The sequence below is a fragment of the Geodermatophilus sp. SYSU D00758 genome, from assembly GCF_054049955.1.
The window spans coordinates 1-23,747 of the sequence record NZ_JBJGYK010000023.1; the positions used below are offsets into that span (position 1 = coordinate 1).

28 protein-coding genes are annotated in these 23,747 nt (G+C 77.6%); 14 read left to right on the forward strand and 14 right to left on the reverse strand.

The window, feature by feature from the left end:
- Positions 1–84 precede the first annotated feature (84 nt).
- Positions 85–525, forward strand: a complete 441-nt coding sequence (locus tag ACI8AC_RS16740) for a hypothetical protein (protein WP_456898954.1) — start codon at positions 85–87, stop codon at positions 523–525.
- Here ACI8AC_RS16740 and ACI8AC_RS16745 read toward each other — a convergent pair.
- The 3 genes from ACI8AC_RS16745 to ACI8AC_RS16755 form a co-directional block, all read right to left on the reverse strand.
- Complete coding sequence (locus ACI8AC_RS16745; protein ID WP_456898955.1) at positions 518–799, reverse strand: DUF427 domain-containing protein; 282 nt, start codon at positions 797–799, stop codon at positions 518–520. The genes ACI8AC_RS16740 and ACI8AC_RS16745 overlap by 8 nt on opposite strands.
- A gap of 65 nt (positions 800–864) precedes the next feature.
- Positions 865–1,221, reverse strand: a complete 357-nt coding sequence (locus ACI8AC_RS16750) for a cupin domain-containing protein (RefSeq protein WP_456898956.1) — start codon at positions 1,219–1,221, stop codon at positions 865–867.
- A 13-nt stretch (positions 1,222–1,234) separates the two neighbouring features.
- The gene (locus tag ACI8AC_RS16755; RefSeq protein WP_456898957.1) at positions 1,235–2,605 is read right to left on the reverse strand and encodes an FAD-binding oxidoreductase; all 1,371 of its coding nucleotides are present in this window, start codon (positions 2,603–2,605) and stop codon (positions 1,235–1,237) included.
- A gap of 146 nt (positions 2,606–2,751) precedes the next feature.
- Between ACI8AC_RS16755 and ACI8AC_RS16760 the strand changes: the two genes are divergently transcribed.
- On the forward strand, positions 2,752–5,676 hold the full coding sequence (locus tag ACI8AC_RS16760) for a helix-turn-helix transcriptional regulator (protein ID WP_456898958.1): 2,925 nt from the start codon (positions 2,752–2,754) through the stop codon (positions 5,674–5,676).
- Here ACI8AC_RS16760 and ACI8AC_RS16765 read toward each other — a convergent pair.
- Both ACI8AC_RS16765 and ACI8AC_RS16770 read right to left on the reverse strand, forming a co-directional pair.
- Complete coding sequence (locus ACI8AC_RS16765) at positions 5,659–5,928, reverse strand: nickel-binding protein (protein WP_456898959.1); 270 nt, start codon at positions 5,926–5,928, stop codon at positions 5,659–5,661. The two genes, ACI8AC_RS16760 and ACI8AC_RS16765, sit on opposite strands and share 18 nt — an antisense overlap.
- 74 nt (positions 5,929–6,002) lie before the next feature.
- Entirely contained in the window at positions 6,003–6,386 is a 384-nt protein-coding gene (locus ACI8AC_RS16770; protein WP_456898960.1) for a PaaI family thioesterase, read from the reverse strand.
- A gap of 273 nt (positions 6,387–6,659) precedes the next feature.
- Here ACI8AC_RS16770 and ACI8AC_RS16775 point away from each other — a divergent pair, with 273 nt between their 5' ends.
- Complete coding sequence (locus tag ACI8AC_RS16775; RefSeq protein ID WP_456898961.1) at positions 6,660–7,349, forward strand: maleylpyruvate isomerase family mycothiol-dependent enzyme; 690 nt, start codon at positions 6,660–6,662, stop codon at positions 7,347–7,349.
- 16 nt (positions 7,350–7,365) lie between these two features.
- Here the strand turns inward: ACI8AC_RS16775 and ACI8AC_RS16780 are convergent, their stop codons facing one another.
- On the reverse strand, positions 7,366–8,046 hold the full coding sequence (locus ACI8AC_RS16780) for a hypothetical protein (RefSeq protein ID WP_456898962.1): 681 nt from the start codon (positions 8,044–8,046) through the stop codon (positions 7,366–7,368).
- Positions 8,047–8,117: 71 nt separating this feature from the next.
- Between ACI8AC_RS16780 and ACI8AC_RS16785 the strand changes: the two genes are divergently transcribed.
- Entirely contained in the window at positions 8,118–8,654 is a 537-nt protein-coding gene (locus ACI8AC_RS16785) for a DM13 domain-containing protein (RefSeq protein ID WP_456898963.1), read from the forward strand.
- 125 nt (positions 8,655–8,779) lie between these two features.
- Here ACI8AC_RS16785 and ACI8AC_RS16790 read toward each other — a convergent pair whose 3' ends face one another.
- Both ACI8AC_RS16790 and ACI8AC_RS16795 read right to left on the reverse strand, forming a co-directional pair.
- The gene (locus ACI8AC_RS16790; protein ID WP_456898964.1) at positions 8,780–9,091 is read right to left on the reverse strand and encodes a hypothetical protein; all 312 of its coding nucleotides are present in this window, start codon (positions 9,089–9,091) and stop codon (positions 8,780–8,782) included.
- 6 nt (positions 9,092–9,097) lie between these two features.
- A complete protein-coding gene (locus tag ACI8AC_RS16795; protein WP_456898965.1) occupies positions 9,098–9,541 on the reverse strand; it encodes a GNAT family N-acetyltransferase in 444 nt (147 codons plus the stop codon).
- A gap of 94 nt (positions 9,542–9,635) precedes the next feature.
- Between ACI8AC_RS16795 and ACI8AC_RS16800 the strand changes: the two genes are divergently transcribed.
- The 6 genes from ACI8AC_RS16800 (at position 9,636) to ACI8AC_RS16825 (ending at position 15,736) form a co-directional block, all read left to right on the forward strand.
- Positions 9,636–10,658 carry an iron ABC transporter substrate-binding protein gene (locus ACI8AC_RS16800; RefSeq protein ID WP_456898966.1) on the forward strand — a complete coding sequence of 341 codons (1,023 nt, stop codon included), beginning with the start codon at positions 9,636–9,638 and terminating at the stop codon, positions 10,656–10,658.
- Positions 10,659–10,759: 101 nt separating this feature from the next.
- Entirely contained in the window at positions 10,760–12,238 is a 1,479-nt protein-coding gene (locus ACI8AC_RS16805; protein WP_456898967.1) for an ABC transporter permease, read from the forward strand.
- Positions 12,235–13,326: an ABC transporter ATP-binding protein gene (locus tag ACI8AC_RS16810; protein WP_456898968.1), complete on the forward strand. Its 1,092-nt coding sequence runs from the start codon at positions 12,235–12,237 to the stop codon at positions 13,324–13,326. The genes ACI8AC_RS16805 and ACI8AC_RS16810 overlap by 4 nt, the downstream gene beginning before the upstream one ends.
- 21 nt (positions 13,327–13,347) lie before the next feature.
- Complete coding sequence (locus ACI8AC_RS16815) at positions 13,348–14,142, forward strand: aldolase/citrate lyase family protein (protein WP_456898969.1); 795 nt, start codon at positions 13,348–13,350, stop codon at positions 14,140–14,142.
- A complete protein-coding gene (locus tag ACI8AC_RS16820; RefSeq protein WP_456898970.1) occupies positions 14,139–15,005 on the forward strand; it encodes an NAD-dependent epimerase/dehydratase family protein in 867 nt (288 codons plus the stop codon). Before ACI8AC_RS16815 ends, ACI8AC_RS16820 begins: the two co-directional genes overlap by 4 nt.
- On the forward strand, positions 14,987–15,736 hold the full coding sequence (locus tag ACI8AC_RS16825; protein ID WP_456898971.1) for a glycosyltransferase: 750 nt from the start codon (positions 14,987–14,989) through the stop codon (positions 15,734–15,736). The genes ACI8AC_RS16820 and ACI8AC_RS16825 overlap by 19 nt, the downstream gene beginning before the upstream one ends.
- On the opposite strand, the gene ACI8AC_RS16830 is transcribed toward ACI8AC_RS16825, so the two are convergent.
- The gene (locus ACI8AC_RS16830) at positions 15,699–17,153 is read right to left on the reverse strand and encodes a hypothetical protein (protein WP_456898972.1); all 1,455 of its coding nucleotides are present in this window, start codon (positions 17,151–17,153) and stop codon (positions 15,699–15,701) included. The genes ACI8AC_RS16825 and ACI8AC_RS16830 overlap by 38 nt on opposite strands.
- A gap of 173 nt (positions 17,154–17,326) precedes the next feature.
- Here ACI8AC_RS16830 and ACI8AC_RS16835 point away from each other — a divergent pair, with 173 nt between their 5' ends.
- On the forward strand, positions 17,327–17,554 hold the full coding sequence (locus ACI8AC_RS16835) for a hypothetical protein (protein ID WP_456899019.1): 228 nt from the start codon (positions 17,327–17,329) through the stop codon (positions 17,552–17,554).
- Between the two features lie 81 nt (positions 17,555–17,635).
- On the opposite strand, the gene ACI8AC_RS16840 is transcribed toward ACI8AC_RS16835, so the two are convergent.
- Positions 17,636–19,186: an MFS transporter gene (locus ACI8AC_RS16840; RefSeq protein WP_456898973.1), complete on the reverse strand. Its 1,551-nt coding sequence runs from the start codon at positions 19,184–19,186 to the stop codon at positions 17,636–17,638.
- A gap of 81 nt (positions 19,187–19,267) precedes the next feature.
- On the opposite strand from ACI8AC_RS16840, the gene ACI8AC_RS16845 reads away from it, so the two are divergent.
- Positions 19,268–19,870, forward strand: coding sequence for a TetR/AcrR family transcriptional regulator (locus tag ACI8AC_RS16845; protein WP_456898974.1), 603 nt, complete (start codon positions 19,268–19,270; stop codon positions 19,868–19,870).
- Between the two features lie 22 nt (positions 19,871–19,892).
- Positions 19,893–20,762, forward strand: a complete 870-nt coding sequence (locus ACI8AC_RS16850; protein WP_456898975.1) for an ABC transporter substrate-binding protein — start codon at positions 19,893–19,895, stop codon at positions 20,760–20,762.
- A 34-nt stretch (positions 20,763–20,796) separates the two neighbouring features.
- Here ACI8AC_RS16850 and ACI8AC_RS16855 read toward each other — a convergent pair whose 3' ends face one another.
- Complete coding sequence (locus ACI8AC_RS16855; RefSeq protein ID WP_456898976.1) at positions 20,797–21,324, reverse strand: DUF6328 family protein; 528 nt, start codon at positions 21,322–21,324, stop codon at positions 20,797–20,799.
- Between the two features lie 239 nt (positions 21,325–21,563).
- Between ACI8AC_RS16855 and ACI8AC_RS16860 the strand changes: the two genes are divergently transcribed.
- Positions 21,564–22,211, forward strand: coding sequence for a hypothetical protein (locus ACI8AC_RS16860; RefSeq protein WP_456898977.1), 648 nt, complete (start codon positions 21,564–21,566; stop codon positions 22,209–22,211).
- Positions 22,212–22,236: 25 nt separating this feature from the next.
- On the opposite strand, the gene ACI8AC_RS16865 is transcribed toward ACI8AC_RS16860, so the two are convergent.
- From ACI8AC_RS16865 to ACI8AC_RS16875, 3 genes are all read right to left on the reverse strand, one after another.
- A complete protein-coding gene (locus ACI8AC_RS16865) occupies positions 22,237–22,701 on the reverse strand; it encodes a PGPGW domain-containing protein (RefSeq protein WP_456898978.1) in 465 nt (154 codons plus the stop codon).
- Positions 22,702–22,799: 98 nt separating this feature from the next.
- Positions 22,800–23,069 carry a DUF2277 domain-containing protein gene (locus tag ACI8AC_RS16870; RefSeq protein ID WP_456898979.1) on the reverse strand — a complete coding sequence of 90 codons (270 nt, stop codon included), beginning with the start codon at positions 23,067–23,069 and terminating at the stop codon, positions 22,800–22,802.
- A 47-nt stretch (positions 23,070–23,116) separates the two neighbouring features.
- Complete coding sequence (locus tag ACI8AC_RS16875; protein ID WP_456898980.1) at positions 23,117–23,620, reverse strand: hypothetical protein; 504 nt, start codon at positions 23,618–23,620, stop codon at positions 23,117–23,119.
- Positions 23,621–23,747 lie beyond the last annotated feature (127 nt).

Genomic DNA, 23,747 nt, shown 5'->3' on the forward strand with positions numbered 1-23,747 from the left:
CCCCCCCCCCCCCCCCCCCCCCCCCCCCCCCCGCCCCCCCCCCCCGCCCCCCCCCCCGCCCCCCCCCCCGGGGAAGCTGGAGCCATGGACAGCATCACCCCGGACGAACTCGAGCAGGAGTTCTCCCTGAGCACCGCGGTCACCCGGCTCGACTTCCTCAGCCGCCGCGACAGCGGTGCCGCCACGCTCAACACCGCCGCCGAGGTCGACGCCGACGACTGGAGCACCTTCAGGGACGCCGCGACCTCGCTGGACGTGCCGGAGTCCCTGGAGCTGCTCGCCCTCGGCGAGGTCGTCGCCCGCAAGGCGCACGACAGCCAGCTCGTCGGCTTCCGCGCGGCCCTGCGCGGCGGGGCGAGCTGGACCCAGATCGCCGCCGCCCTCGACGTGACCCCGCAGCAGGCGTGGACGTCCTACACCGAGCTGATCGCGCGGCACGAGCGCGCGCAGGTGCTCGACGCCGACGCCGCCTCCGCGGCCCGCGAGCTGGCCGGGGCCCGCCCGGAGGGCGAGACGGTCAGCTGACCTCGACCCCGCGCCAGAAGGCGACCCGCCCGGTGATCCCGCGGGCGGCGTCCGCCGGCTCGGGGTAGCACCAGGCGGCGTCCGGGTTGCGCTGCCCGTCGACCTCCACGGTGTAGTAGGACGCCGTCCCCTTCCACGGGCAGGACGTGTGCGTGCCCGACTCGCGCAGGACGTCGTCCCGCACCGCGGCGCGGGGGAAGTAGGCGTTGCCCTCGACGGTGACGATCTCGTCGGACTCGGCGATCACGGTGCCGTTCCAGCGTGCGGTGGCCATGCCCCGGCAACCGCGGGCGCCGGGCCGGGCGTTCCGGCCCGGCGCCCGCGTCCGGCGGCCCCGGCTCACCCGCCCTGGAGGTGCCGGACGACCTCACCCAGCTGCTGGGACGGTGAGACGTCCACGTACTCGCAGTCGGTCACCGCCTCCGGCGCGTGGCCGGGTGCCCAGTAGAACGCCTGGCCGGCCTCGTAGGCGGTGCTGCCGTCCTTGCCGTGCATCACCAGCCGCCCGCGGATCACGTACCCCCAGTGCGGGCAGGGGCACAGGTCGCCGGGGAGGCCGGCCAGGGCGGGGCGCAGGTCGGCACCGGCCGGCAGCCGCACCCAGGCGATGCTCATGTCGTCGAAGCGGTCGGTGCGGAACTCGACGCCGTCGCCCTCGATCGCGACGGGCAGGTCGGCCCGGTCGATGGCCTGCACGGTCCTCGCCTCCTCACGGCCGGATGTTCTGGTTGAGGTGGAACAGGTTGCCGGGGTCGTACCGGCGCTTGACCCCGCGCAGCCGCTCGTAGTTGGCGCCGTAGTTCTCGGCCGCCTTGGAGGCGTCGTCGCCGGAGGCGAAGTTGGTGTAACCGCCGGGCGAGGAGTGCGGGGCGATCGCGGCGTGGTACTCGCGCACCCAGCGGATGTGGGCCTCGTTGTCGGCCGGGTCGGGCCACATGCCGGCGATCACCGCGGCGAACGAGGCGTCGCGGTGCCCGAACGCGGTCGCGTCCGGGGCGACGTCGTGGACCGCGCCGTTGATCGGGTACAGGTGCATCGTGGAGTTCACCACCGGCACCCGCGCGCCGTGCTCCACGTGCGCGGCGATCGCCGCGTCGGTGAGCTCGGTGACGAAGGCGGCCTTCCAGTAGTGCTGCAGCCCGGGCGGGACCAGCGGGTCGAAGGCGCTGTTGAGCGCCGGGTAGGGCATCGGGCCCACGTGCTCGGCGACCGGGCGGGCGACCTGCCGGAACCGGTCGACCACGCGCTCGCCCTCGGCCACCGAGCCCGACCAGCAGGAGACGACGGCGACGAAGGTGTCACCGACCCGGTCCTCCGGCACGAACGGCAGCGGCGGGGCGATCTGGAACGCCGGGAAGCCGCCGTACTCCCGGGGCGCGTCGGCGATGAACTCGCGGAAGAAGGAGAGCACCGCCGGCGCGTCGGCGAGCTCGAAGAACATCGGGCCGCCGTAGATCGTCTCGACCGGGTGCACCCGGTAGGTGAACGACGTGACCACGCCGAAGTTGCCGCCCCCGCCGCGCAGCGCCCAGAACAGGTCGGGGTCCTCCTCGGCGCTCGCCGTGACGATCGAGCCGTCGGCCGTGACCACCTCGGCCGACAGCAGGTTGTCGCAGGACAGGCCGTAGCCCCGGCACAGGTAGCCGATCCCGCCGCCGAGGGTCAGCCCGCCGATCCCGGTGGTCGAGATGATGCCGCCGGTCGTGGCCAGCCCGGAGGCCGCCGTGGCGTCGTTGAACCGGCCCCACGTGGTGCCGCCGCCGGCACGGGCGGTCCGCGCCTCGGGGTCGACGTCCACCGACTGCAGCAGGGACAGGTCGGCCACCACGGCGTCGTCGGCGGTGCCGAAGCCGGGCACGCTGTGCGACCCGCCGCGGACGGCGAGCGCCCGGCCGGTCTCCGCGGCGTAGCGGACCGCGGCGGCCACGTCGTCGGGCCCGGTGCAGCGGACCACCGCGTGCGGTCGCGCGTCGATCATCGCGTTGTAGACCCGGCGGGCCTCGTCGTAGTCGTCGTCGCCGGGCCGGACGACCCGGCCCCGCACGCGGTCGGCCAGCGTGCCCGGTAGCTGTGTGGTCATGTCCCCTCCTCGCTTCGCCGGTGCCGCGACGCTAGGGGGGCCGGGGGGCGCGCACATGACCAGAACTGCGCGGATCGCGGGGGCCGGTCCGCATGGTCAGTTCTGACCATCGACAGCCCGGGGGGAGGGGGCTAGCGTCCGGGAGGGTGTCCGGCTGGACGCCGCCCCCGCTGCCGGCGCGCTGGACCGCCGCCGCGCGCCCGGTCTTCGTCGGCCGGCGCGCCGAGGTCGGGGTGGTGGAGGCCGCCTATGACGCGGTGACCGGTGGTGCCCGCCAGGTCGTCCTCCTCGGCGGGGAGCCGGGGGCGGGCAAGTCGCGGCTGCTCGCCGAGCTCTGCTGCACGCTGCACGACCGCGGTGCCGCGGTGCTCCTCGGCGGGTGCGTCGAGGAGCTCGGCCCGCCCTACCAGCCGTTCGTCGAGCCGGCCGAGGCGCTGCTGTCCGGGCCGTGGGCCGGCGTCCGGCGGGACGCGCTGGCCCGGCTGGCGGGCCGGGTCGCGCTCGTCGACGGCCCGGAGCCCGACGGTCGGCGGGAACTGTTCGAGGCGGCCGCGGCCGCGGTCCGGGCGCTGGCGTCGACCCGGCCGGTCGTCCTCGCCCTGGAGGACCTGCACTGGGCGGGTACCGCCGGGCTGCAGCTGCTCGGCCACCTCGTGGGGCGGACGGCGGAGTGCCCCCTGCTGGTGCTGGCCACCCACCGGACGACCGCGCCCGAGCGGTCGGCGGAGCTGACCGGGGCGATCGCCGCGCTGTACCGGCTCGACGGCGTCCGGCGGCTGGACCTGCCCGGGCTGCCCACCGAGGCCGTCGCGGAGTACCTGGCCGCGGAGGCGGGGCTGGCGCCGCACCGGGCGCGGGCCGCGGCCCCGCTGCTGCGGGACCTCACCGGCGGCAACCCGTTCCTCCTCCGGGAGCTGGTCCGCGAGGGGGCCGGCCGGGGGGCCCACCCGGGCCCGGTCCCGGCGACCCCGCTGTCCGTGCGCGACATGGTGGCCAGCAGGCTGGACCGGCTCACCCCGCCCGAGCGGCAGACCCTCGAGCTGGCCGCCGTCGTCGGGGAGGAGCCCGACCCCGCCACGGTCCTCGCCGTCTCCTCCTGGAGCGCCGACACCACGCTGGCCGCCCTCGACACCGCGGTCTCCTTCGGGCTGCTGGAGCCGGCCGGGGCGGTGTTCCGGTTCCCGCACGCGCTCGCCCGGCAGGCGGTGCTCGACCTGATGCCGGCGACCCGCCGGGCCCGCGAGCACCTCCGGGTCGCCGGCGTGCTGGAGGCCGGCGGGGCGGGTGACGGGCTCCCGGGGGGCGGAGCGTCGTCCGGGCGGCGCACCCAGCGGCTGGCCCACCACTACGCCGAGGCCGCGGCGCTCGGCTGCGCGGGCCAGGCGGTCCGGTACCTGACCGAGGCGGCGCAGGCGGCCTCGCGCAGCCTCGCCCACGAGGACGCCGCCCGGTGGCTGGAACGGGCGGCGGAGCTGTCCCCCGACACCCGGCACCCGCTGCTGCTGGCGGCCGCCCGCAGCCACCTGCTCGGCGGGGACTCGACCCGCGCGCGGGAGCTGTTCGCCGAGGTCGCCGGCGCGGCCGAGCCCCGGGTGCGGCTGGAGGCGGCCATCGGTTTCGAGGCGGCCTCCTGGCGTCCGGGGCTGCTGGGCCACCGTGCGGTGGAGGTGCTCACCGGCGCCCTGCAGGCGGTGCCGCACGAGGCCACCGACGCGCTGTACGTGCAGGCGCTCGCCGGGCTCGGCCGGGCCCTGGCGTTCACCGGCGCGACCGCGCAGGCCGCCGAGCTCGGCCGCCGCTCGGTGGCGCTGGCCCGGGACCTGGGGGACGAGGCGCTGCTGGCCGACGTGCTGGCGGCGAGCCTGTGGAACGGCCTGGGCCCGGCCGAGGCCCCCGGGAAGCTGGCACGGGCGACGGAGGTGGTCCGGCTGGCCCGGCGGACCGGCACCCTCGGGCACGTGGGGCCGGCGTCGTTCTGGCGGGCCGCGATGTCCTACGTGCAGGGGGCGCCCGGGGAGCTCGCCGAGGCCCACGAGGACGTCCGGTGGATGGTCCGGGCGACGGGGGAGCTGTACCACGACTACGTGGGCGGGTGCATCGAGTACGGCCGCCGGTTCGCCGCGGGCGACCTCCCGGGTGCCGACCGGACCTGCGACCGGCTGCTGGAGCTGGGCGAGTCCTTCGGCACCGACGACACCGAGGGCAGCTACGGCGTCCAGGCCTACATGGTGCGACGGGAGTCCGGCGCGCTGGCCGCGGTGCGCCCACTGGTCCGCGGCGACGAGGCACCGGAGTCGCACTGGGCGCCGGGGCTGCTCTCGCTCTACACCGAGCTCGGCCTCGACGGGCCGGCCGCGCGGCTGCTCGGCTGGCTGCTCGACGGCCGGCTGGAGCGGTACGCGGACTCCGCGCAGTGGCCCGGTGTGCTCGCCTTCCTGGTCGAGGCGGCCCTGCACGTGGGGGACGACGCTGCGCTGGCCCGGCTGCGGCCCCGGCTGGCCGAGTACGCCGGGACGAACCTGCTCGCCGGGCAGTTCGTCGCCGTCTTCGGCAGCGCCGACCGCTACCTCGGGGAGATCGACTCCGCGCGGGGGCGGGGGTCCGCGGAGGCGCTGCTGGAGTCGGCCGTCGAGATGGACACCCGGATGGGGGCGACGCTGCACCGGGCGCAGAGCCTGGCCGCCCTGGCCGCGCACCTGCGGCGGGCGGGCGCCCCGGCCCGCCGGGTGCAGGAGGCCGCCGAGGAGGCGCGGCGGCCGGCGCGGGAGCTGGGGCTGCGGCGGGTCCTGGCCGCGCTGGACCGGATCGGCCCCCCGGGGGTGCCCCGGGCAGCGGCCGGGCGGCCGCCGTCCCACCCGGCCGGCCTCACCGAGCGGGAGGCGGAGGTGCTCCGGCTGGTGGGTGAGGGCCTGCTCAACCGGGAGATCTCGGCGCGGCTGGTGATCAGCGAGAACACGGTCGCCAACCACGTCCGCAGCATCCTGGCCAAGACGGGCAGCGGGAACCGCACCCAGGCGGCTCGCTACGCCGCCACCCACGGGCTGCTCGACGGTTCAGACGGCGGCCAGTGAGCCGTCCGGGCGCATCGTGGCGGTGAGCTCGACGACCACGTCGGCCGGCAGCCCGGCCCGGGCGGCGGCCCGCCGGATGGCGTCGGCGGTGGGCGCCTCGTACAGGCAGTAGGTCTTGCGCTTGTCGGCGGAGAGGAAGGAGTACAGCCAGCGCACCCCCTCCTCGTCGTTGATCTGGTTCACGCCGTCGGCGGCCTCGGCGCTGACCTCCAGGGCATCGGCGAACCGGCGCTCGATCATGAAGACGGGCATGGCAGGACCTCCCGGTCCGGGCGGCGAGCGTCCCCCGACCGTACCGACGCGGCCGCACGCGGCACAGGGGGCGGTCAGCGGTGCAGGAGCGCGAAGGTGGCCACGGCGTGCACCAGCGCCCGCCCCTCCTGCTCCACGTCGGCCTCGCACACCGTCAGGTGCTCGCCCCGGGTGCGGACCCGCGCGGTCACCTCCATCGCCCCGGGCTTGCCCGGGCGGAGGTAGGTGACGGTGAGCTGGCTGGTCGCCGGGACGTCGTCGTCCCCGGTGGTGCTGCGCACGGCCCGGCCCATCGCGGTGTCGACGAGCGTGGCCAGCACGCCCCCGTGCACGGTGCCGGCCGGGTTCAGGTGCTCCTCGCGGGCGGTGAACCCGAGGTGGGCGGCGCCGTCGTCGGCGCGGGTCACGACGGCGCCGAGCCGTCCGGCGAAGCCCTCGGGGTCGCTGGGGGTGGTCACCCACGGCCGCTACCCGCGGGCGCCCGCGGCCACGCGCGGTCCGGGGCGGTGGTCCTCGGTGTGGCGGGTGCCCTCCGGTGGTGGCACGGTTCGGCGTGGACGGCGCGGAGCGGGTCCTCGATCCCCCCGCCGACGCGCCGGTGTCCGAGGAGTTGCCGCTGCCGCGCACGGAGGTGCCCGCATGAGGTCCGGAACCATCCGCGCCGGGGGAGGGGCCCGCGCCGTCCGGGACGACGGGGACCGCCGCTCCGGCCGCGTCGGGGGGTGGACGGCGTGAGCGTCCCCGGGACCCTGCCCTGGTGGGAGGACGGCGAGCGGCTGTTCGCCACCGCGCTGGGCCGGCTGACCGACGAGGAGTTCGACGCGCCCACGCTGCTGCCCGGCTGGGACCGCCGGCACGTGCTCGGCCACGTCGCCCGCAACGCCGACGCGCTGGTCAACCTCCTCACCTGGGCGCGCACGGGCGTCGAGACGCCGATGTACCCCTCGACCGGGGCGCGGGACGCCGGGATCGCCGAGGCCGCCGGGCTCGACCCGCCGGTGCTGCGCGCCGAGGTGCTCGACGCGACGCGGCGGCTGGCCGAGGCGGTCCGCACCCTGCCGGAGGACCGCTGGTCGGCCCCCGTGCGCACCGCGCAGGGCCGCGAGGTACCGGCCGCCGAGGTGCCGTGGATGCGCTGCCGGGAGGTGTACGTGCACGCCGTCGACCTCGACGCGGGCGTCGGCTTCGAGGACGTCGACGACGAGGTGCAGGCCGCGATGGTCGACGACGTGTTCCGCATGTGGGACCGCCGCGACGAGGTGCCCGACGTCGTCGTGTTCGCCGGCGACCGGGAGTGGGGGACCGGGGCCGTCGCCGTGTCCGGCCCGCTGCCGGCGGTGACCGCCTGGCTGACGGGGCGGTCGGCCGGGGACGGGTTGCAGGCCGACGGCGGGATCCCGAGGGTGCCGCCCTGGTTGTGACGCCGCGACGTCGGGGTCAGCCGGGCGGGCGGTCGGTCCCCGGCTCCGGGCGGCGCTGCAGGAAGTAGGCGCCCAGCGCGCCGGCCAGCGTCGCGAAGACGGCGACCGAGTAGACCGCGAGCACGACGTCGAGCACCCGCGCCACCGCGCCCTCGGCCGACAACGGCTCCCCGGTGACCGTGGCGAGCGCCGCCTCGTGCAACGCCGGGCCGTAGCTCGGGTAGGCGCCCACGACGTAGAGCAGCTGGCTGGCCGCCAGCACGACGACCCCCGTGACGGCGCCCAGCAGGCCGACCCGGCCCGAGAGCAGCCGGCCGGCCGACCGGGAGCCCCGCACCGCCGCCGACAGCACCCCGCCGACGCGGGCCGCCCGCAGCAGGGTCAGCGCGCGGGCGAAGCGCAGGAACGGCAGGGCGAGGAAGAGCACCTGCCACCAGTTGCGCGTCCAGAAGCGGCGCCGGTCGCGCGCGGTGGCCGCCCGGAACAGGAACTCGGCGACGAACACCGCCCACAGCAGCCAGCCGGTGACCACCAGGGTGGTGACCAGCCACGGCTCGCGCGCCAGCGACTGCCCGAGGACGACGAAGACGAACAGCACGCCCAGGACGCCCATGGGCCGGTCCAGCCGCCGGGCCAGACCTTCCCGCTCCGGTCCCTCGTCGTCCGCCCGGGTGTGCGCACCCGCCTCGACAGCCATGGGGAGGCCCTACCCCGCACCGCGCGCGGACCTGCTGTGCCCGGGGGGAGTCGCGGCTAGCCTGCGCCGCCGTGGCCGTGCGGAGGAGGACCTGGATCGGGTCGGCAGCGCTGCTGCTGGTGGCGGTGGGCGCGTTCGTGCTGGTGTGGTTCCAGCCGCAGAAGCTGCTCTACGACACCGCGGTCGCCGAGGCCCTGCCCTCGGCGGCGGGGGCGGCGGGCGCGGCGGGCGGCGGGTCGGTCGCCGAGGCCCGCGAGCCGGTGGAGCTGGCCCGCGGCACCTTCGTCTCCCACGAGCACGCGACGACCGGGTCCGTGCGGGTGCTCCGGCTCCCCGACGGGCAGGTCGTCGTCCGCCTGGAGGGCCTCGACACCTCCAACGGGCCCGACCTGTACGTCTACCTCTCGGCCACGCCAGCGGACGGCGACCGGGCGACGGTGGACGAGGAGTTCGTCGACCTGGGCCGGCTCAAGGGCAACGTGGGGGACCAGAACTACGCCGTCCCGGCCGGGGTGGACCCCGCGGACTGGGCCAGCGTGGTGATCTGGTGCGAGCGGTTCCGCGCCTCCTTCGGCGCCGCGGATCTCACCCCGGCCGCGGCCGTCTGAGCCCCGGTCCGGGGAGTCGGCGCTTCTGGAACCCAGCCGTCTCGTAGGCTGCCGGTGCCGTGGTGGCCCGGCGCGACGGGGGTGTGCCGGGCCACCACGCGCCCCTCGGGCCCCGGGCACGTGGCTCAGCCCTCGGGCAGGCGGCGCAGGAGCGCGCCGGCGACGGTGACCGCCTCGGCCGGGACGGCGTCGGCGGCCGCCGCGGCCCGCAGCCACGCCGCCAGGGGGCCGGCCACCTCGGGGGAGAGCGCGGCGATCCACGCACCGGTCCCGGACCGGGCCTCCGCGACGTGCTCGGTGCCGCCGCCGGGGCTGTGCGCGACCACCTCCGGCCGGCTGGCCAGCAGGCCCTGCAGCCGCCAGTCCCCGCGGGTGCTGCGCGCGGCCAGGGCGGCGAGCCGGTCGGCCACCGTCCGCAGCAGGGTGCGCTCGTCCACGCCGGGTCAGCCCCGGCGCATCGGCACGTGCAGGATGCCGTCCTCGACGTAGCCCGGGCCGCTGCGCCGGAACCCGAAGCGCTTGTACCAGCCCTCAAGGTGGGCCTGGGCACCCAGCGTCACCGGCGTCCCCCCGCACAGCCCGAGCCCGGCCTCGACCAGCCGGGCGGCCAGGCCGCGCCCCCGGGCGGGCGCCGCCGTCGCGACCCGGCCGATCGCCCGGGTCGCGCCGTCGTCGAGCAGGCGGATGGTGGCGAGCACCGCGCCGTCCTCCTCGAACCACAGGTGCACGGTGGCCGGCTCGGTGTCGCGGCCGTCGAGCTCCGGGTAGGGGCACTGCTGCTCCACCACGAAGACGTCGACCCGCAACCGGCACAGCGCGTACACCTCGAAGGGCGTCAGGTCGGCGAAGCGGGCCGTCCGCAGGCGGGGAGCGGGGCCGGAGGTCACCCGGGAGTTCTACCGCAGCACCCCCCGGCGCCTCGGCGTGGTACACCTTCTGCTGAGGTATGCCTTGCCTATCCCGACAGGGGGAGACCGTTCCGTGACCAGGCCCGCGCGACCAGCCGTCGCCGTCCTCGGCGCCCTGACCGCCGCCGCCTCGCTCGCCGGGTGCGGGTCGGACGACGCGTCGGCCGCCGAGACGCTCACCGTCTACAGCGCCCAGCACGAGAGCCTGGTCCGCACCATGCTCGAGGACTTCACCGCCGAGACCGGCATCGAGCTGGAGTTCCGCGACGCCAACGACGCCGAGCTGGCCAACCAGATCGTGCAGGAGGGCGAGGCCTCGCCGGCCGACGTCTTCCTCACCGAGAACAGCCCGGCGATCGACATCCTCGACGACGAGGGCCTGCTGGCGCCGCTCGAGCAGTCCACCCTCGACCAGGTGGGCGAGCGGTACCGGCCGTCGTCGGGCACCTGGACCGGCTTCGCCGCCCGCTCCACGGTGCTCGTGTACAACCCCGAGCAGCTGCCCGAGGCCGAGCTGCCCGCCTCGATCCTCGACCTGGCGGACCCGGCGTGGGAGGGCCGCATCGGCATCGCCGCCGGCGGCCCGGACTTCCAGGCCATCGTGGCCGCCGTCCTGGCGATGGAGGGCGAGGACGCCACCCGCGCCTGGCTGGAGGGGCTCGAGCGCAACGCCGACGTCTACCAGAGCAACACCGCGGTGATGGTCGCCGCCGACGAGGGCGAGATCGACGCCGGGGTCATGTACCACTACTACTGGTACCGCGACCAGGCGGAGAACGCCCTCAAGGGGGACGACGCCCGGCTGCACTACTTCCGCGGCCAGGACCCCGGCGCGTTCCTCAGCGTCTCCGGTGCCGGGGTGCTCGCCTCCTCCGACCAGCCCGAGGAGGCCCAGCAGCTCGTCGCCTACCTCACCGGCCCCGAGGCGCAGCGCAAGCTCGCCGAGAGCAGCGCCCTCGAGTACGCGGTGGGCGCGGGCGTCGACTCCGCCGACGTGCTCCCCGCCCTCGACACGCTGGAGGCGCCGCCGGTCGACCCGGGCGAGCTCGACCAGCGGCGGGTCACCGAGCTGATGCAGGAGGTCGGGCTGCTCTGAGCGCCGTCCGGGCCCCGGAGGCCGCGGCGGCTCCCGCGACGGCGCCCGCGGTCCGGGCCCCGCTGCGCCGCACGCCGGTCACGCTGGCGCTCGCGGCCGCCGTGGCCGCCCTCGCGCTGCTGCCGCTGGGGTACGTCCTCGTCTCCGCCGGCGGGGTCGGCTGGACCGGGATCCGGGAGCTGGTCTGGCGCCCGCGGGTCGGTGAGCTGCTGTGGAACACCGTCCGGCTGGCCGGCGGGACCGTGCTCCTGAGCGTCGTCCTCGGCGTCGGCGCGGCCTGGCTGGTCGAGCGGACGGCGCTGCCGGGGCGCCGGGTGTGGCACGTGCTCCTGGTCGCCCCGCTCGCCGTCCCGGCGTTCGTCAACGGCTACGCCTGGATCTCCCTGCTGCCCGGGCTGGACACCTACGGCGGCGCCCTCCTGGTCGTGACGCTGTCCTACTTCCCGTTCGTCTACCTCCCGGTCGTCGCCGCCTTCCGCGGCCTGGACCCCGCCCTGGAGGAGACCGCCCGCGGCCTCGGGCTCTCCACCTGGGCGGTGTTCCGCCGCGTCCAGCTGCCGCAGCTGCGGGTCGCGGTGCTCGGCGGCGGCCTGCTCGTGGGCCTGCACGTGCTGGCCGAGTTCGGCGCGCTGCAGATGCTGCGGTACGCGACGTTCACGACCGCGATCTACGACCAGTACCGGGCCACCTTCAACGGGCCGGGCGCCACGGCGCTGGCCGGCGTCCTCGTGCTGCTGTGCGTGGTGCTGCTGCTGGCCGAGGTGCGGCTGCGCGGCCGGCACGGCTACGCGCGCACCGGCGCCGGGGTGGCCCGCGCGGGGCGCCCCCTGCGGCTGGGCCGGCTGACCGCGCCCGCGCTGGCCGCGCTCGCCGCCCTGGTCGTCCTCGCGGTGCTGGTCCCGCTGGCCGCCCTCGCCACCTGGCTGGTGCGCGGCTCGTCGGCCGCCCTCGACGCCGGCGCGCTGCTGCAGACCACCGGCACGACGCTCGGCCTGGCCGCGCTCGCCGCCCTGGGGACCACCGCGATGGCGCTGCCCACCGGGTGGCTGGCCGTGCGCGCGCGGGGGCGGGTCGCCACCCTCCTCGAGCGCAGCACCTACCTGGGCAGCTCGGTGCCGGCGATCGTCATCGCGCTGGCCCTGGTCACCTTCGCCATCGACGTCACGCCGTGGCTGTACCAGACCGTGCCGGTGCTGCTGGTGGCCTACGCGGTGCTCTTCCTGCCGCGGGCCGTCGTCACCGTGCGCGCCGCCGTGGAGCAGTCGCCGCGGGTGCACGACGAGGTGGCCGCCTCGCTGGGCGCCTCGGCGCCCGAGCGGCTCCGGCGGATCACCCTGCCGCTGCTGGCGCCGGGCATCGCCGCCGGTGCCGCCCTGGTCTTCCTCGCGGTCGTCACCGAGCTCACGGCCACGCTGCTGCTGGCCCCGACGGGCACGGCGACGCTGGCCACCGCCTTCTGGTCGGCGAGCAGCGCCCTCGAGTACGGGGCCGCCGCGCCCTACGCCGTGGTCATGGTGCTGCTGTCGGCGCCGGCCGCCGTCCTCCTGTCCCGCGACGCCCGGCGAGGTGCGACCCCGTGAGCTCCCTGACCGTCACCGCCGTGGGCAGGTCCTTCGGGGCCACCCGCGTGCTCGCCGGGGTGGACCTGCACGTCCCGGAGGGCAGCCTCACCGCGCTGCTCGGGCCCTCGGGCTGCGGCAAGACGACGCTGCTGCGGCTGGTGGCCGGCTTCGACGACCCGGACACCGGGACCATCGCCGTCGGCGGGCGGGTCGTCGCCGGCGCCGGGCGCAGCGTCCCCGCGCGGCACCGCCGCATCGGCTTCGTGCCGCAGGAGGGCGGGCTGTTCCCGCACCTGTCGGTGGCCGGCAACGTCACCTTCGGCCTGCCCCGCCGGCAGCGGCGGGACGCCGGCCGGGTGCGCGAGCTGCTCGGCCTGGTCGGCCTGGACGCCGACCTGGCCGGCCGCTCGCCGCACCAGCTCTCCGGCGGCCAGCAGCAGCGGGTCGCGCTGGCGCGGGCGCTGGCACCCGGCCCGTCGCTCGTGCTCCTCGACGAGCCGTTCTCCTCCCTCGACGCGTCCCTGCGCGAGGAGACGCGCCGTGCGGTCGCCGACGCGCTGTCCGCCGCGGGGGCGACCGCGGTGGTGGTGACCCACGACCAGGCCGAGGCCCTGTCGATGGCCGACCAGGTGGCGGTCCTCCGCGGTGGGCGCCTGGTCCAGCTGGCCGACCCGCGCACCCTCTACCGGGCGCCGCGGGACCTCGACGTCGCCGCGTTCGTCGGGGAGGCGGTCGTGCTCGACGGCGAGGTCCGGGACGGCGCCGCCGCCACCGTGCTCGGCCTCCTGCCGCTGGCGCGGCCCTGCCCCGACGGGCCGGCCCGCGTCCTCGTGCGGCCCGAGCAGCTGCGCCTCGCCGCGCCGGGCACCGGCCGGGTGCCGGCGCGGGTCCGGGGTGTCGACTTCTTCGGCCACGACGCCCGCGTCCGGCTCGAGCTGGTCTCGGGCGAGGCGGTCACCGCGCGGGTCGAGGGCGGGGAGCTGCCCACGGCGGACGACGACGTCTCCGTCGAGGTCGTGGGCGCGGGGCTGCCCTACCCCGCCGGGCCGGCGGGGACGGGCCCCGCGGTGCCCTGCTCGGAGGACCGGGTGCCGCAGTTCGGTTAGGTGTGCCTAAGCTCACCTGCCGTGGACCTCTTCCTCTTCACCGTCGACCCCGGCTGGGGCGCCGACGTGGTCGCAGCGGGTGCGGCCGGGGTCGTCGTCGACTGGGAGCGGCGCGGCAAGCACCGCCGCCAGCTCGGCGAGGGCACCCAGATCAACTCCGACACCCCCGCGGACCTCACCCGGATGCGCGCCGCCACCGACGGCCGGCTGCTGTGCCGGGTCAACGGGTTCGGCCCGTGGACGGCGGCGGAGGTGGACGACGCCGTCGCCCGCGGCGCCGACGAGGTGCTGCTGCCCATGGTCCGCACCGCCGAGGAGGTCGACCGCACCCTGGACCTCGTCCGCGGCCGCTGCGGCCTCGGCATCCTGGTCGAGACCGTCGACGCCGTGGCCGCGGCCGCCGAGCTGGCCCGCAGGCCCCTGTCGCGGGTGTACGTCGGCCTCAACGACCTGCGCATCGACCGGCGGGCGACCTCGCTGTTCCTGCCGCTGTGCGACGGCACCGTGGCGGCCGTCCGCGCGGCCACCCGGCAGCCGTTCGGGGTCGGGGGGCTGACCCTGCCCGGGAGGGGTGCGCCGGTGCCGGCGTGGCTGCTCGCCGCCGAGCTGCTCCGCACCGGCACGGACTTCACCTTCCTGCGCCGTTCCTTCACCGCCGACATGGCCGGGCGGGACCCCTTCGTGGAGGTTCCCCGCCTGCTCGCCTCGCTCGACGAGCTGCGCGCCGCCGGGCCCGAGCGCGCCGCCGCCCACCGCGACGCCTTCGTCGCCGCGGTGACCGGGGCCAGCGGCGGCGGGGCCGCCCAGCCGGCGTGAGCACCGGCCCGCGAGCGGTGGTCACCGGAGCGGGCGGCTTCGTCGGCCGGCACCTGGTCGCCCGGCTGCGGTCCGACGGGTGGGAGGTCGCCGCGCTCACCCGGGCCTCGGTCGACCTCGCCGACCCCGGCGCCGGGGCCGCCGCGGTGCGGGCCGCCGACCCCGACGTCGTCTTCTCCCTGGCCGCGGGGCGGGCCAAGGGGTCGCCCGCCGAGCGGGCCGCCACCACGACGGTGAACACCAGCCCGTGGCTGGTCGACGCGCTGCCCGAGCGGTGCCGGGTCGTCGTCCGGCTCGGCTCGTCCACCGAGTACGCGGCCGGCCCGGCCCCCCTGGCGGAGGACGCCGCGCTGCGCCCGCGCGGGTTCTTCGGCGCCACCAAGGCCGCGGGCTCGCTGCTCCTGCAGGCCGCAGCGGCCGAGCGGGGGGTGCGCGCGGCCGTGCTGCGGGCCTTCCAGGTCTACGGCCCCGGCGACCACCCGACCCGGCTCGTCCCGGTCGTGCTGGACGCGGCGCGCACCGGGGCCGCCGTGCCGCTGCCGGCCCGGGTCAGCCGGCGCGACTGGGTGTGGGTCGGCGACGTCGTGGACGCCTGCGTCCGGGCCGCCCGCGCCGACGACCTGCCGCCGGGGCAGGTCCTCAACATCGGCACCGGCGTGCAGACCGCGACCGAGGAGCTGGTGGCCACCGCGGCCCGGGTCACCGGGCGGCCGATCGCCACCGTCCCCGGCGCCCACCCGGGGCGCGAGTGGGACACCGACTGCTGGGTCAGCGATGCCCGGCGGGCGCGCGAGCTGCTCGGCTGGACGCCGACGGTGGACCTCGCCGAGGGGCTGGCCCGGACGTGGGCGGGCGGGCGGTGATCGGCGGCGGCCCGGTGCCGGAGGTCGCCGTCGTCGTCCCCGTCTACCGCAACGAGACGACGCTGCGCCCGCTCGTGGCCCGGCTCGCCGCCGCGCTGGCCGGCCGGGAGTGGCGGGTGCGGCTCGTCGTGGACGCCTCCCCCGACGGCAGCGCCGGGGTGGCGCGCGGTCTCGCGGCCGCCGACCCGCGGGTCGCGGTCACCGTGCTCCCGGTCAACGGCGGCCAGCACGCCGCCCTGGCCCGGGGACTGGCCGACGAGCCGCCCGCCGACGCGCGGGTGCACCCGGCCTGGGTGTGCATGGACGCCGACCTGCAGGACCCGCCCGAGGCCGTGCCGCTGCTGCTCGACCGGCTGGCCGCCGGCGACGTCGGGGCCGTCTTCGCCGGCCGGCGCGGTGCCTACCAGGCGCCGGGGCGACGGCTGACCGGCGAGCTGCACCGCCGGGTCGCGGCCCGCCTCACCGGGCTCCCGCCGGACGCGGGCGCCTTCCTGGCGATGGGGCCGGACGTGCGCGCCGCCGTCCTCACCGCGGGGGCGCCGAGCGTGGTCCTGGCCGTGGCCGCCGCACGCCGTCCCGTGGCCAGCGTCCCGGTCGTGCGGGACCGCCGCCCCGAGGGCCGCTCGGCGTGGACGGCGCGGGCGCGGCTGGCCCAGTCCGCCCGCTCGCTGGCGTGGGCCCGCCGCGCGCGGGTCAGCGCTCCCAGCGCTGGACCACCAGGTCGGTCTTGACGGCGGGGAAGGCGGTCTCCGCGGCGAGCCGCAGGCCCGCGGCCCGGAGGATCCCGTCGTCGTCGGTGGGGACCGGCTCGCCGTCGATGAACCGGCGGACCAGCCAGACCCGGTCGGCGCCGGCCGGGGCGGCGACCGGGGCATCGTCCGGGGGGAGGACCACGTCAGGCCGCAGCCGCGACGCGGAGGTGCGCACGTAGTGGTCCAGCCCGGTCGCCGCCCGCTGGTCGGTGGCCACGACCGGCTCGCCGGCCCGCTGCTCGGCGGCGAGGAACGCGACCACGTCGTCGGCCCGTTCCCGCGGCTCGCGGGTGGCCAGCGGGGAGGCCGCGAGCAGCGACAGGGCGACCAGCAGGGCCGCGGCGGGGGCGCGCGCGGCTCGGGGGAGGGCCAGCGCCCCGGCGGCGGCCAGGACGCCCAGGCCCAGCAGCCCGGCCAGCAGGTAGCGCGGCAGGTACACCGGCCGGATCAGCTCCGCGGCCGTCAGGAGCAGCAGCGGCACCAGCACCCAGCACGCCCCGACCACGCGCACGCCGGTGGCGCGCAGCGCGCCGACCAGGGCCAGCCCCACGGTGAGGTACTGCAGCACCCGGGAGCCCCCCGCCCAGGCGGCGACGGCCAGGTCGGCCAGGGCGCCGTCGGTCGTCGCGAGGTGCTCGGCGTTGCGGGCGCCGGTGCCGTTGAGCAGGTTGACCGCGACGAGCCCGGCGACCGGGAGGGCGGCCGCGGTCCCGGCGAGGACGACGGGCAGCGCCCGGCGGCCGCGCAGCAGCAGGGCCGCGACGACGAAGGCGGCCAGGGCGGTGACCGCGTACCAGTGCATGAGCCCCATGCCGGCCCCGGCCAGGCCGAACAGCAGCAGCCCGCGGGGGCGCTCCTGCAGCCAGCGCACCAGCCCCAGCAGCGCACCGCCCGTGGCCAGGACGGCCAGGCCGTAGCTGCGCGCCTCCACCGCCTGCTCCAGCAGCAGCGGGGAGGCGGCGAGCACCGAGCCCGCCACCACCCCCGTCGCCCGACCGGCCAGCCGGGCCACCGCGCGGGTGACCAGGGCCAGGCCGCCGGCCGCCGCGAGCAGCGACAGCAGCCGCAGCGAGGTGTCGCCACCCACCCCGGGCAGCGAGACCCAGGCGTGGGCCACGACGTAGTAGGGGGCGTTGTAGCTCGGGGGGACGTCGACGAGGTAGCTCGTCGTCCCCCGCCCGGAGATGATCGCGCGCAGGATCTCCGGCAGGGGGAGCCGGGCCACCTCCGCGGTGAACAGCTCGTCGAACCACAGCCCGTGGCCGGGTGCCAGGAGCACGGCGCCCAGGAGGAGCAGGAAGGCCGGCGGCAGCAGCTCCACCGGGGACCACCGCGGCGAGCGCGGCGCGGCCGGCTCCGCCGGCCGGTCGAGGACGGGGGGCGCCGGGTTCCGCACAGCAGCAGGTTAGGTGACCCTTGCCCGGCGGCTGCGCCGCGGTGCCGCGTCGCCCGGGGTTCACCGGCCGTTCAGCCGGCGCCGGCCGGTGACCCGGGGCGGTGGCGGGTACGGCCCCGGGGAGCGCGCCCGCCGGGCCGCTCCCGACGAGCGAGGAGACTTCCGTGACGTACATGGCCCCGCTGGACCCGTTCCAGGGCGAGGGAGACCAGGCCGGCGGCATCCCGGCCGCCGACCCCGGCCGCGGCGCCCCCGAGCCGGCCGAGGGCTTCGGCCCCGGGGCGGAGGAGCCCGACGTGCCCGAGCAGGGCCGCTCGCCCGTGGAGGCGGCGCACGCCGACGACGACCCGCCGTTCCGGACGCCGGACCCCGACCGGGTCGGCCCGGACGAGGACCGCTGACCGGCGGCCGCCGCGCCGTCCCGCACGGAGGGGGGCGGCGCGGCGGCCTCGGGGACCCGCGCCGGGCCGGCCGACGACCGGTCAGCCGGCCGGCACGGGGACCGGTGCCGGCACGGGCACACCCGCGCGGTGCCGGGCGGGCAGCCAGGCGGCGGCGGCCAGCGCACCGGCCAGGCACACCCCGGCGCAGACCCAGGAGCCGGCGGACAGGCCGTCGAGGAACGCGGTCCGGACGACGTCCGCCGCCGTCCCGCCGGGGACCTGCTCGGCCACCGCGGCGCCGGCCACCACCGACTCGGCGGCCGCCTCGCGGGCCGCTGCGGGCAGCCCGGCCAGGCCGTCGCGCACCGCCGGGCCGTAGACGGTGGCCATCACCGAGCCGACGACGGCGACGCCGAGGGTGCCGCCGACCTCGCGGACGGTGTCGTTGACCGCCGACCCGGCGCCGGCCTGGTCGTCGGTGCGCAGGGCCCCCATGACGGCCTCGGTGGCCGGGCCGGTGACCAGCCCCAGCCCGCCGGCCATGAGCACCATCGCGACGATGATCCGGCCCCAGTAGGCCGAGTCGGCGGAGGTGCCGGCGGCCACCGCGAAGCCGGCGGCCATGGTGAGCAGGCCGGTGGTCACGACGACCTTCGTGCCGACGGCGCGCATGGCCAGGATGGCCAGGGGGGAGGTCGCGCCGATCACGACGGCGAAGGGCAGCGTGGCCAGCCCGGCGGCGAGGGTGTCGTAGCCGCGGACCACCTGGAAGTACTGGGTGATCAGGAAGATGAAGCCGAAGAGGGCGAAGAAGGCCAGGGCGATCGAGCCGCTGGCGACCGAGAAGCGGGCGTTGCCGAACAGCCGCACGTCGAGCAGCGGGTGGCGCCGGCGCAGCTCCCAGGCCACGAAGCCGGCGAGGGCCACCGCGGCGGCCGCGTAGCCGGCGATCGTGGTGGCCGACGTCCAGCCGTGGTCCGGCCCCTCGATCGTCGTCCACACCAGCAGGCCGATGCCGGCCACCGAGCCCAGGACGCCGACCGCGTCGAGCCCGCCGCCCTCCCCGGACCGGGACTCCGGCACGACCAGCCACCCGGCGACCAGGGCCAGCGCCGCCACCGGGAGGTTGACCAGGAACACCGAGCTCCAGGCGAAGTGCTCGAGGAGCAGGCCGCCGGTCACCGGCCCGATCGCCACGGCCAGGCCGGTGACCGCCGACCACACGCCGATGGCCGTGGCCCGCTCCCGCCGGTCGGGAAACGCGGCCACCAGCAGGGCCAGCGTGGCCGGGTAGACCAGCGCGGCGCTCACCCCCATCGCGGCCCGGCCGGCCACCAGCTCGCCGGTGGTGTCGGCCAGCGTGGCCAGGTACGAGGTGACCGCGAAGCCGACCAGCCCCAGCTGCAGCACGCGCCGGCGACCGAACCGGTCGCCGAGGTGCCCGCCCAGCAGCAGCAGTGCGGCGAAGGCCAGCGTGTATCCGTCGACGATCCACTGCAGGCCGCTGGTGGAGGCGCCCAGCTCGCGGCCGAAGGTCGGCAGGGCGACGTTGACGATGGTGTTGTCGACGCTCACGAGGAGCACCGACAGGCAGAGGACGACGAGCACCCACCAGCGGCGGGGAGCGGGGGTCGGGACCGGGTGCGCCATGGGGTGCTCCTCGAATCTGTGGAACGATGTTCTACGACGCTAGAACGGTGTTCTACAAACGGTCAAGGGCAGGATGGGCGCGTGACGGAGAGCGGGCAGCGGACCCCCAGTCGGGACGTGGGCGCCGCCCTGCTCGACGCGGCCGAGCGGGTGCTCGTGCGGGACGGGCTGGACGCGGTGACGGTGCGGGCGGTCGCGAGCGAGGCGGGCGTGGCGCCGATGGGGGTCTACAACCGCTTCGGGAGCAAGGACGGTCTGGTCGCCGCCGTCCTCGTGCGGGGCTTCGACGGGCTGACCGCCGCGCTCACCGCCGCCCGGTCCGCCGACCCCGCGGAGCGGCTGGTCGCCTGCGGCCGCGCCTACCGCCGCTTCGCGCTGGCGAACCCGGCGCACTACGCGGCGATGTTCGGGGCGGCCAAGCCCGCCGCGATCGAGCACGTCGAGGACGGCGGGGAGCTGGCCGAGCACGCCGGCGCGGCCTTCGGCGTGCTCGTGGAGACGGTCACCATGGCGATGGCCGCCGGGGTGCTGGGCCGGGCGGACCCCGTCGAGACCGCCCAGGTCGTCTGGTCGGCGGTGCACGGCGCGGTCTCGCTCGAGCTGGCCGGGGTGGTGCAGGCGCCCGACCCCGGGGCGGCCTACGAGCGGCTGCTGGGGATGGTCGCCGCCGGCCTCGCGCCCTGACCGCGGGCCTACGGTCGAGGACGTGCGCATCGTCTCGCTGCTGCCCTCGGCCACCGACCTGGTCGCCGCCCTCGGCCTGGGGGCCGACCTGGTCGGGATGACGTTCGAGTGCACCGCCCCGGAGGGCAGCGACCCGGTGGTCGTCGTCGGGGGGCTGGAGGCGGCCGGGATGAGCCCCGGGGAGGTCGACGCCGCGGTGCGGGCGCGGGCGTCCGCCGGGGAGGACCTCTACACGCTGCACGCCGACGCCCTGGCCGGCCTGGACGCCGACCTCGTGCTCACCCAGGACCTGTGCCGGGTCTGCGCGCTACCCGGGGCCACCGTCGCCGACGCGCTCGGTCACCTCGGCAGCACGGCACGGGTGCTGACCCTCGACCCGCACACCCTCGACGACGTCCTCGCGACCGTTCCCGCGGTGGGGCGGGCCGCCGGGGTGCCCGACCGCGCGGCGGACCTGGTGGCGGGGCTGCGGGGCCGCCTCGACGCCGTGGCCGCGGCGGTCGCCGGGCGGCCCCGGCCCCGCGTGGGCGTGGTGGAGTGGGTGGACCCGCCGTTCACCGCCGGGCACTGGGTCCCCGACCTCGTGACCGCGGCCGGGGGAGTCCCGGTCGGCGCGTCCAGCGGTGCCCGCTCGGTGCCGACGACGTGGGACGACGTGCGCCGGGCCGCCGCGGACCTGGTGCTGGTCGCCCCGTGCGGTTACGGCCTGGCGGCCGCGGTCGAGCAGGCCCGGTCGGTGCGCGACGAGCTGCCCGGGGTGCCGGTCTGGGCGATCGACGCCGACGGCCTCGTCGTCCGCCCCGGGCCGCGCCTGGTCGACGGCGTGGAGGCGATCGCGTCGGTGCTGCACCCGGGCGCCGTCCCGCCGTCCCCGTCGGTGGCGCGGGTGTGAGACCCGGGCGGCCGTCGCCGGTGCGGGTGGGCGGTCAGGCCTCGTGGTCGTGGGGGTCGTCGGTCTCGGTCTGCGAGCGCCGCCAGAACGGGAAGACGATCCACCACCACACCAGCAGCGCGGCGATGGTGAGCGCGGCGATCCAGGCCTGCGCCATGTCGAAGATGACATCGGTGACCAGCAGCACCGCGGAGCTGATGGCGAAGGCCAGCACGACCAGCCCGGCGAGGGCCGACCTGCTGCTGCGGCGCAGCAGCGCCTCCTTGTCCTTCTGCCGGAACAGCACCCGGTGCTGGGCCGCGGGCGCGATGAGCAGACCGGTGGCCACCGCCGCGGCGAGCAGGGTGGCGTAGTAGACGTCCTGCTGGAAGGTGTTCAGCTCGGCGCCGCGCTGCTGGAACGGGACGATGAGCAGGAAGGCGAACAGGAACTGCACCCCCGGCAGCGCGACCCGCAGCTCGTTGAGCAGCTCGAGCAGCTCCCGGTCGATCCGCTCCTTGTGGGTCTCCTCCGGTGACCCGCCGTCGCGGCGCCCGTGGCGCGCGGCACCCACTTCCGTCATCACCCTCACCGCCCTCGGTCGTTCACCTGCTGTTCACCTGGGAGGGATGACGGTAGTGCCCCGGAGGCCGGTCCTGCACGTGCGTCCCCCTCGCGGGGGGATGACGGGGTCGGCGCGGAGCGCCTCCCGGCGGCCGTCCCTCCGCGACGCCCGGGAGGAGTCGACCCGGGGACGTCGGGCCGTGCACCGCGGGCCGTTCCGCCCTGCCGTCGTCCACCCCGCCGCCCGACGCTGGTGGCATGCAGACGACCCCCCGCCCGGCCTCCCCCGAGCCCGCGACGGCCACCCCGGTCGCGGAGCCGATGCTGATCGACGACGCCCTGCCGCGCTTCGACGTCACCCGCGCCGAGCACCTCGTCGTCGACGCCGACGTGGCGACGACCTGGGACGCGCTGCTCGACACCGACCTGCTCGACGTGCACACCCCGCTGCTGGACGCGGCCTTCTGGGTGCGCGGGTTGCCCGAGCGGCTGCGCGGCGCGCGGGGACGCCCGGAGCCGACGTCCCTGCGCCTGGGCGGGGACGTGGCCATGGAGGGGTGGCTCGCGCTCGGCCGCCGGGAGCGGCGCGAGCTCGCCCTCGGCGCGATCGGCCGGTTCTGGCAACCGGACATCACCTGGCGCGGCGCGGGCTCCCCGGAGGAGTTCGCCGCCTTCGACGAGCCCGGGTGGGGGCGCATCGCGGCCAACTTCTCCCTGCGTCCCTACGGCCGGGGCCGCACCCTGCTCAGCTACGAGGCGCGCACCGCCGTGCCGGACGCCCCGTCGCGGCGCAGGTTCGCCCGCTACTGGCGGGTGGTCGAGCCGTTCGTCGGGCACATCATGCGGGCGGCCCTGCGCGCCGTCGCCGAGCAGGCGCGCACCCGCGCGGCGGGAGGGGCGGCGTGACCGCCCGGCCCCGGCCAGGTCGCGGTCAGGCCCCCAGCGCGGTCGTGGCGCGGTCCACGAGGTCGTAGCGGCCGACCGCCCACAGCACGGCCCCGGCCGCGGCGAGGCCGCCCAGCGTCACCGCGGCCGAGCTCGCCGGGTGCATCCGGGCGTGCGCCCAGGCGTCGCGGGCCTTGCGGCGGAAGGCGGCGAAGAAGCGGCGCGCCCAGTCGAACTCCGTCGACCAGACCCACAGGCCGATCAGCACCGGCGGGATGGTCAGCGGTCCGGGCAGCACGGTGAGCGCCAGGCCGATGAGCACGAACAGCAGGCCGGCGAGGAAGACGGCCACCCGGTAGGCCGTCGCGAGCCCGGGCCGGTGCCGGATGCGGTCCCGCCAGGAGCCCGGCTCCACCGGGCGCGGCGTGCCGAGGCCGTCGGAGCAGTCGGGGCAGCGGGTGGCGCCCCCGGGGGTGGTGTCGCGGTGGGGGGACGACGCGGGGCGGGTCACGGGGTCTCCTGCGCAGGACGGGCCACCGCCCGCGGTGGGCAGGGGCGTACCCGGGGTGCTACCCCGGACCGGTCGTGGGCAACCCGGCCGCGGTCCGCCTAGGTGCCGTACCGGGCGGCCGCCCGGGCCCGCGCCCTGGCCGCCTCCACCTCGCGGTCGCGCGGTGGGGCGGAGGTCACCAGCGAGGACAGCAGCCGCGCCGAGGCCTCGGCGACCTCCGCGACCGCGCGGTCGAACGCCGCCGCGTTGGCCCGCAACGGCCGGGTCGAGCCGCTGATCTTGCGGACGTACTGCAGCGCGGCGGCGCTGATCTCCTCGTCGGTGACCGGTGGCTCGAAGTGGGCCAGCGGGCGGATGTTCCGGCACATGCGCCGCAGCGTAGGGGGGCCCTCCGACCGTCGGGGGGCCTCGCGCGTCAGCCGGCGAGACCGGCCCGGTCCACCCGGTGGTGGTAGCGGGTCCCCAGCACACCCCCGGCCGGCGCGCCGACCAGCGTCACGACCGCCATCGCCGTCAACGTAATCAGCCCGGCCGTGGTGGCCCGGCCCTCGTCGACCCGGATCCGGGGCAGGTCGAGGGCGGCCAGCACGTTGTGCTCCCGGCCCAGCAACCACCCGGCCAGCGACAGCGCCACCACGACCACCAGGCCCACCAGCCAGACGGCCAGCCCCTGCCGCAGCCCGTCGAAGCGGGCCATGCGCCCCGCGACGTAGCCGCCGGCGAGATAGGCCACGAACAGGACGGTGAGCAGCGCGACCGCGCCCGGCGCGCCGGTCGCCTCGGCCCGCGGCGCGGCGGCGTCGACCTGCACGGCCTGCGTCAGCCCCAGCGCGACCCCGGCCGCGGAGAGCAGCGCGACGAGCAGCACGGCGAGCGGGTTGGCCGACAGCCAGCCGAAGAACGCCGCGCCCCACTTCACCCCGCCGAAGCGGGCGCGCTGGGGGGCGACGGCGTCGCGGACCGCGCCGCGGGTGGCGGAGGCGGCCCCGGGGAGGCCGGGTGCGACGGCCTCGCGGCCTGCGTTCCCGCGCGGCCCCCGGGCAAGC

Excerpts from the sequence above, each read along its gene's own strand:
- ACI8AC_RS16740 (WP_456898954.1), top strand. The coding sequence starts at position 85 with ATGGACAGCATCACCCCGGACGAACTCGAGCAGGAGTTCTCCCTGAGC.
- ACI8AC_RS16745 (WP_456898955.1), bottom strand. The coding sequence starts at position 799 with ATGGCCACCGCACGCTGGAACGGCACCGTGATCGCCGAGTCCGACGAG.
- ACI8AC_RS16755 (WP_456898957.1), bottom strand. The coding sequence starts at position 2,605 with ATGACCACACAGCTACCGGGCACGCTGGCCGACCGCGTGCGGGGCCGG.
- ACI8AC_RS16765 (WP_456898959.1), bottom strand. The coding sequence starts at position 5,928 with ATGCCCGTCTTCATGATCGAGCGCCGGTTCGCCGATGCCCTGGAGGTC.
- ACI8AC_RS16780 (WP_456898962.1), bottom strand. The coding sequence starts at position 8,046 with ATGGCTGTCGAGGCGGGTGCGCACACCCGGGCGGACGACGAGGGACCG.
- ACI8AC_RS16835 (WP_456899019.1), top strand. The coding sequence starts at position 17,327 with ATGGCCCCGCTGGACCCGTTCCAGGGCGAGGGAGACCAGGCCGGCGGC.
- ACI8AC_RS16840 (WP_456898973.1), bottom strand. The coding sequence starts at position 19,186 with ATGGCGCACCCGGTCCCGACCCCCGCTCCCCGCCGCTGGTGGGTGCTC.
- ACI8AC_RS16855 (WP_456898976.1), bottom strand. The coding sequence starts at position 21,324 with ATGACGGAAGTGGGTGCCGCGCGCCACGGGCGCCGCGACGGCGGGTCA.
- ACI8AC_RS16860 (WP_456898977.1), top strand. The coding sequence starts at position 21,564 with ATGCAGACGACCCCCCGCCCGGCCTCCCCCGAGCCCGCGACGGCCACC.
- ACI8AC_RS16870 (WP_456898979.1), bottom strand. The coding sequence starts at position 23,069 with ATGTGCCGGAACATCCGCCCGCTGGCCCACTTCGAGCCACCGGTCACC.